Source organism: Bradyrhizobium sp. UNPF46 (assembly GCF_006658625.1).
GTDB classification, from domain to species: Bacteria; Pseudomonadota; Alphaproteobacteria; order Rhizobiales; family Xanthobacteraceae; genus Bradyrhizobium; species Bradyrhizobium nitroreducens.
In genome coordinates this window covers 25,459-31,722 of sequence record NZ_LFJB01000109.1, presented here as the reverse complement: position 1 = coordinate 31,722, position 6,264 = coordinate 25,459, and the positions used below count along the sequence as shown (strand labels likewise).

3 protein-coding genes are annotated in these 6,264 nt (G+C 58.0%); 1 reads left to right on the top strand and 2 read right to left on the bottom strand.

Annotated elements, in window-relative coordinates:
- Nucleotides 1–81: 81 nt before the first annotated feature.
- Both UNPF46_RS34830 and UNPF46_RS34825 read right to left on the bottom strand, forming a co-directional pair.
- Nucleotides 82–687: a GDYXXLXY domain-containing protein gene (locus UNPF46_RS34830; protein ID WP_142253076.1), complete on the bottom strand. Its 606-nt coding sequence runs from the start codon at nt 685–687 to the stop codon at nt 82–84.
- Nucleotides 684–1,955, bottom strand: coding sequence for a DUF2157 domain-containing protein (locus UNPF46_RS34825; RefSeq protein ID WP_142253075.1), 1,272 nt, complete (start codon nt 1,953–1,955; stop codon nt 684–686). Before UNPF46_RS34825 ends, UNPF46_RS34830 begins: the two co-directional genes overlap by 4 nt.
- Nucleotides 1,956–2,809: 854 nt before the next feature.
- Here UNPF46_RS34825 and UNPF46_RS34820 point away from each other — a divergent pair.
- The gene (locus UNPF46_RS34820) at nt 2,810–6,106 is read left to right on the top strand and encodes a type ISP restriction/modification enzyme (RefSeq protein WP_142253074.1); all 3,297 of its coding nucleotides are present in this window, start codon (nt 2,810–2,812) and stop codon (nt 6,104–6,106) included.
- Nucleotides 6,107–6,264: the final 158 nt, after the last annotated feature.

Genomic DNA, 6,264 nt, shown 5'->3' with positions numbered 1-6,264 from the left:
TGAATCAGAACCGAAGCTCTAGATTCTTGTTTTGACGCGTTTTCTTCACGCGAACCGGTGTCCACTTCGCTCGAAAACGCTCTAATACAGCGGCTCCTCATACACCGGCTGGCCGTCGAGCAGCAGCCGCTTGATGGCGGCGCGGCCCGAGGGCAGCACGGCGGCGACGATCCGCAGCTTCTGCTGATTGCGGGCCTGCTCGAGCTTGCCACCCTCGCCTTCCGGCACGAAATAGCTTTCGAGGCCGTATTTGACCGTCAGCCTGTCGCAGAAGGTGCGAACGCTCGATCCGCAGGAATGGCTGACGCGGCCGCGGATCAGCACCTCGGGCGCCGTGACCGGCACAGGCTCGGCATGCACCGAAACGGCGGCGTAGAGCCCGTCGGCATTGGGCGCGAGCTTGACGAACACGATCGGGTTGCGCGCGTCGGCCGGCTTGCCGGCGAGGCTACCTGCCGGCAATTGCGAGATGTCGTAGCGCAGCACGACATAGTCGCCGCGCAGCAGATCGCGCGGATCGACCGGCTGCGTCTGCAGCGTGACCTCGGTGCCCTCGCGCAGGATCTGCACGCGGTCGGCGACCATCAGCATCAGCAGCGCGCATTGCACCAGCACGGCGACGCCGAACAGCACGGCTTTCGGGATGCGTTGCCAGAGCCCGGCGACGGAGGCGGCCATCTTCATCATCGCGCGCTCCTCGGCAGCAAGCGATTGAGCGCCGTGGCAAAGGCAACAGTGACGATACCCGCTGCCGCAAGGAAGGCGGAGCGGCGGAGCAGCGATCCCTTCACCGCCCAGGTGATGCCGGCGATGATTCCGGCGATCCCGAGCCAGCCGGCAACGATGCGCGGACGCACGTCATCGAGCACACCGGAGACGACGAGGCAGAGCATGGCGCAGAGCAGCGCGGCATAAGCCAGCCAGGGCTCGCCGGCCGTGGAGACCGGCCAGACCGGCGCGGCGAGCAGCACGAGCCCGATCGCGCAGGCGGCAAGGATTTCGCCGGCGCGCTTCGTGAACGTGGCGGAGACGAAGGTGAGGATCACCCCTGCGGCCCCGCACAGGATCGCCCACAGCGGCTGGCCGGACGCCGTGCGGGTCCGGAAAAGAAAATTGTCGTCGACCGTCGTCACCTCCAGGACAGCCACAGCGGCCAGTGCAAACGCGCCGTAGATCGACAGAACGCTGCCGAGCCGAAGCGCACGCGGCGAGGGACAAGCTGCGATCGCAAGCCCGGCGCCGAACAGCAGGGCCGCCCCGTTGGCGAGCACGAAGGACGGTTGGACCCCGTCGAATTCGAAGCGAAACGACGTCGCGACCCACCACGGCAGCACCGCGAGCGCGACGAGATGGGCGGCGGCGCGCGAATTCCACGCGAAGGCAAGGCTTGCTGCGATCAGCCAGACCGCCAGAAAAGGAAGATGCAGGACGTCGGGCGTGTCGTAGGTCCGCATGCAGGTCCAGGCGCAGGCGGCGACGAGGCCGACCGCGAGCGCGCCGCGCGAGCCGGTCAGCAGGGCCGCGGCGAATGCGCCGATCGACCACAGCAGCATGCCGCCGGCAAAATCCTCGCCGAGATGATACATCTGGCCGACCAGCGCGATGCCCGCCGCGAAGATGATCGCCCCTAAGCTCGCGCAGAGATCGGCGAGAACATTGCGGCCCGTCGTCGCGAACCAGGCGCCAAGGGCGCCGGTAACGATCATGCCGGCGAGCAGGATTGCGAACCGCACCAGCCGCGCGATCTCGGTCCAATGCGCCGCCACGAAGGCGAGGAACGCGGCCGCGATCAACAGACCGCCGACAATGCCGACGACCACGGCGATGTTGATGCCCGCCGGCAGAGGCGGCAGCGCATTGCGGATGGAAGCGGCCGCCGCCGGCGCAATCACGCCGTCGGCCTCCCATCGAGCGAGGTCAGCTTCGAGGCGGTCGCGGTAGGTCTTTTCGAACATTGGGGGTGGGCCGCCTTGGTGCCGCTGGAGCGCGGGTAGTGCTAGGTCGGATCGCGGCGATGGTGGGTTCAAGCCATTACTCTGCGGCAGGCCTTTGCCACGAGGCAACTAAAAAGCGCGAAAACAACCCCATGCACAGTAGACGGGGGCTGGAAGATCAATGGGTTACAAGGGGCGGCGTCGGGCGGAATTCCAGGAGCGAAAAGCCAAATGATCCTGGTTTGACTCGCCTGCGCGGCGCACCCACGCGAGCCGACGAGAATTGGCCGCGATCGCTGCCGCTCGTGCGGATTGACGTCTGCCCTGTTTTGCTTCGTCGGGCAAAACAGGGGCATAGTGTCATCATCGCAGGACGTCCGACTGGCAGGTTCTCGGGTGGGGCCCAGAAGTTGAACGGTAGAAGCTAGTTCGGATTTTTTGCCGACGTTATCCGATGGACCGCAGGAGTTTAGTGCACTGTCGCCGTAACTCGGATCAATGAGGCCGTGTCAGGTGACGAGTTGCGCGATCGAAGTTAGGTCGGACTTTAGTTTGCCCTCAACGTTCGCCGCTGGAGGGCCCCAATTAAGCGCACCCTCACCGTAACACCAATCGAGCAGTCTCGACCCCGAATCAACTACGTTGGCGTTGGCCTGTGCCGGCGGCATAAGGTGACGAACTGCAATCAAATCGTCCCGGCGTCACCAACCACTTGACGACGGCTTGGGACTTCATCCGAGAGTCGTATCGACGAACCTCTGTAGATTGTCATAGGCAAGAGGTTCCCACTTTCCCTTGTGCCATTTCAAGCCGGACAGCAGGACAGTCATCCAAGACAGCGCCTATGGCGTCGCTGGCAAACCACCCGAGGCACCATGTTCGACTTCAAGAACTATCTTATGCGGCTCGATGATGCTCTGCGCGCCAACAATTCCACCGAACACACCCACCGTCCAGCACTTAAACGATTGCTTGAAGAGGCCTTTAATGATCTGAGGGCAATCAACGAGCCAGCGCGAATCGATTGCGGCGCCCCTGATTTTATCGTCACACAAAATAATCTGACGATCGGGTATATTGAGGTCAAAGACGTAGGTCGTTCACTCGATGATGCAGAGTTGACAGACCAACTGAGTCGCTACCGAAAATCTCTCCCAAACCTCATATTGAGCGATTACCTAGAATTTCGATGGTATGTTGATGGCGAGTTACGGCAAGAGGCCCGACTGGCGCAAAGGCAAACCAACGGCGCTCTCAAAATCAGCAAGACCGGAGCGGCTGATGTGGGGGCCCTGCTAACGAATTTTGTGGGTCATGCGCCCATCGAAATCAGCGTGCCTCGTGAACTTGCACAGCGCATGGCGCGCCTTACCCACATTATCCGCGATACAATCGTCACGGCCTTTGAAAAGGACATCGCTTCGGACTGGGTGAGAGGGTGGCGTAAGGCATTTTCGGATGTCTTGATCGCTGGCTTGGATCAGCCGAAGAGTACGCCGCAGTTTGCCGATATGTTTGCTCAAACACTCGCGTACGGTATCTTTACCGCGCGGATAATGGCCGCACCGAACGCTAGGTTCACCCGTGAAGAGGCGCAGCGTTTGATCCCACGATCAAATCCATTTCTGCGCAACTTTTTCATCGATATTTCCAACCCAAGGCTGGATGACGAGCCGTTTTCTTGTTTTGTGAACGACCTCGTCGCTCTTCTCGCAAATACAGATATGTCGAGAGTGCTCGCAAACTTTGGACATCGAACGAAGCAAGAAGACCCGGTGGTCCATTTTTATGAAACATTCCTGGCCGCATACGATCCAAAATTGCGGGAGACGCGCGGGGTTTATTACACACCTGAACCGGTCGTGAGCTATATCGTCCGGTCAGTGGACGCAATTCTCAGGAGTCGGTTTGATTGCCAGGAAGGCTTAGCGGATCGATCGACCATAACGATCAAGAATCTCGATCAGAGTCTTCGAGTGAAGGGGAAGGATTCCGAGGTCCGCAAGACGACGCAATGCCATAAGGTCATACTGCTCGATCCCGCGACAGGCACAGGTACGTTCCTGTATGCTGTGATTGATTTCATTCGACAGCAGTTCATCACCGCCGGAAACGCAGGGATGTGGCCGGGGTATGTAAGGCAGCATCTGCTTCCTCGGCTGTTCGGCTTTGAATTGATGGTAGCGCCTTTTGCGGTTGCCCATTTCAAGCTTAGTTTGCAGCTTGCGGGGCGCGACCTGCCTGAGGAAATTCGGGGCCAGTGGGGGGTACAGGCCGAAGGCAGCGAGAGACTCGGCGTCTTCCTCACCAATACTTTGGATGAAGCCCACGAACATGCGAGCATGCCGCTCTTCACGCAATGGGTTGCCCAGGAAAGCGCCGCCGCCGACTCAATCAAAATGCATTCTCCCGTGCTCGTCGTGATGGGTAATCCCCCCTACTCGGGGCATTCAGCAAACGTTGGAAAGTGGATGGATGATCTGCTTCGCGGAGCCGGTGAAGACAAATCAGTGCCCAGCTATTACCATGTTGATGGCCAGCCATTGGGTGAGCGCAATCCGAAGTGGTTGCAGGATGACTACGTCAAGTTCCTTTGTTTCGGACAATGGCGTATTGAGCGGTCCGGTCAGGGTGTGCTCGCGTTTATCACCAATCATGGATATCTCGATAACCCCACTTTCCGCGGCATGCGGCAATCATTGATGAAAACCTTTTCCGAGATCTACGTTCTCGATTTGCACGGCAGTGTAAAAAAGCGCGCTCGGAGCCCGTCGACCGATCCCGATCAGAATGTGTTTGATATCCAGCAGGGCGTTTCTATCGGAATTTTCGTTAAGCGCCCGGGCAGCACGGGGTTGGCCAAGGTTTATCATGCTGACCTCTGGGGCACTCGAACGGCGAAATATGGCTGGCTATTCGAGAATGACGTTGTTTCCACAGATTGGGAAGTTCTTACGCCGGAGAGCCCCTTCTATCTTTTCAAGCCTTTGGACACGAGCAGTCTTGCGGACTATCAGGCAGCTTGGAAGATCACTGAAATATTTCCGGTGAACGTTCTCGGATTTCAAACGCATCGCGATCACTTCGCCGTCGATTTTGACCGCTCAGTTCTGGAGCAGCGTTTTCGCGAGATGAATGCGAGTCACATGAGCGACGGCGAATTTCGAGAGGCATATCGTCTGCGCGATGGAAAAGGATGGAGCGTTACCGAGGCTAGGAAGGAGATCAGGGCTGACGAAAATTGGGAGGCTGCCCTGACCACATGCCTGTATCGGCCTTTTGACTGGCGCACCTGCTACTACAGCAAGGTCGCAATGGACCGCCCCAGGCGCGAGATTCGCCAGCACGTCTTCGGCAAAAACAATATCTGTATACTTACATCGCGTCAGCAAGCGGATGCGGGATTCAATCATGTGCTCGTAAGTAAGGAGCCCGCAGAAAGTTGCGCCGTTTCTAATAAGACGAAGGAACAGAACTATATTTTCCCGCTGTACGTCTATCCTGATTCGACCCAGGAATCCGCGCTGCCATTGCTTTCGGAAGACACCCGTTGGCCGACAGATCCCGCCAATGGAGATCGTTCCCCAAACCTTAGTGCTGGATTCGTTGAAGCCGTCGAAAATGCAACTGGATTTGAATTTTCGCCTGCTTTGCGGCAGCCCAGTTCTAATGCCTTCGGTCCCATCGACGTGTTCAATTACGTGTACGCGATGCTTCATAGTGGAAGTTACAGGCAGACCTATTCCCAGTTCCTAAAGCTGGACTTTCCCCGCATCCCATTGCCGGTGACGGGGGAAGCCTTTCGGAGAATCGCAGAGTTGGGAGGGAGACTTCAAAGTCTGCATCTTCTCGATGATACCGTAGCAATTCCACCGCAAGTTCGGTTCCCTGCGGCAGGCGATAATGTAGTTGCGCGCAGTTATCCCAGGTTCGCTACAAACGAGGCACCGTCCGGTCGAGTTTACATCAATAGCAGCCAGTACTTTGAGGGCATTAGCGTTGAAGCATGGATGTTTGAAATTGGCAGCTATCAGGTTCTCGAGAAGTGGCTCAAGGATCGGCAGGGACGCCAACTTTCCTATGCGGAGCTTACTCTCTACCAGAGGATGGTTGGTGCGATTGTCGGCACGCTCGAAGTAATGTCAGCGCTGGATGACTTGATCGATTTCTGATGGAAGATGAAACGCCACCTAGCTAAGCCAACACTGCTTGATCGGGGTCCAGGTTGCTCAGCTCGCGAAGCGCAAGGTACATTTTTGCAAGTATTTTCAATAAGCATGGGACCCAAAACGGTGGGGGGCCGTCGCAACAAAAGAGCCGCCCTTTTTTG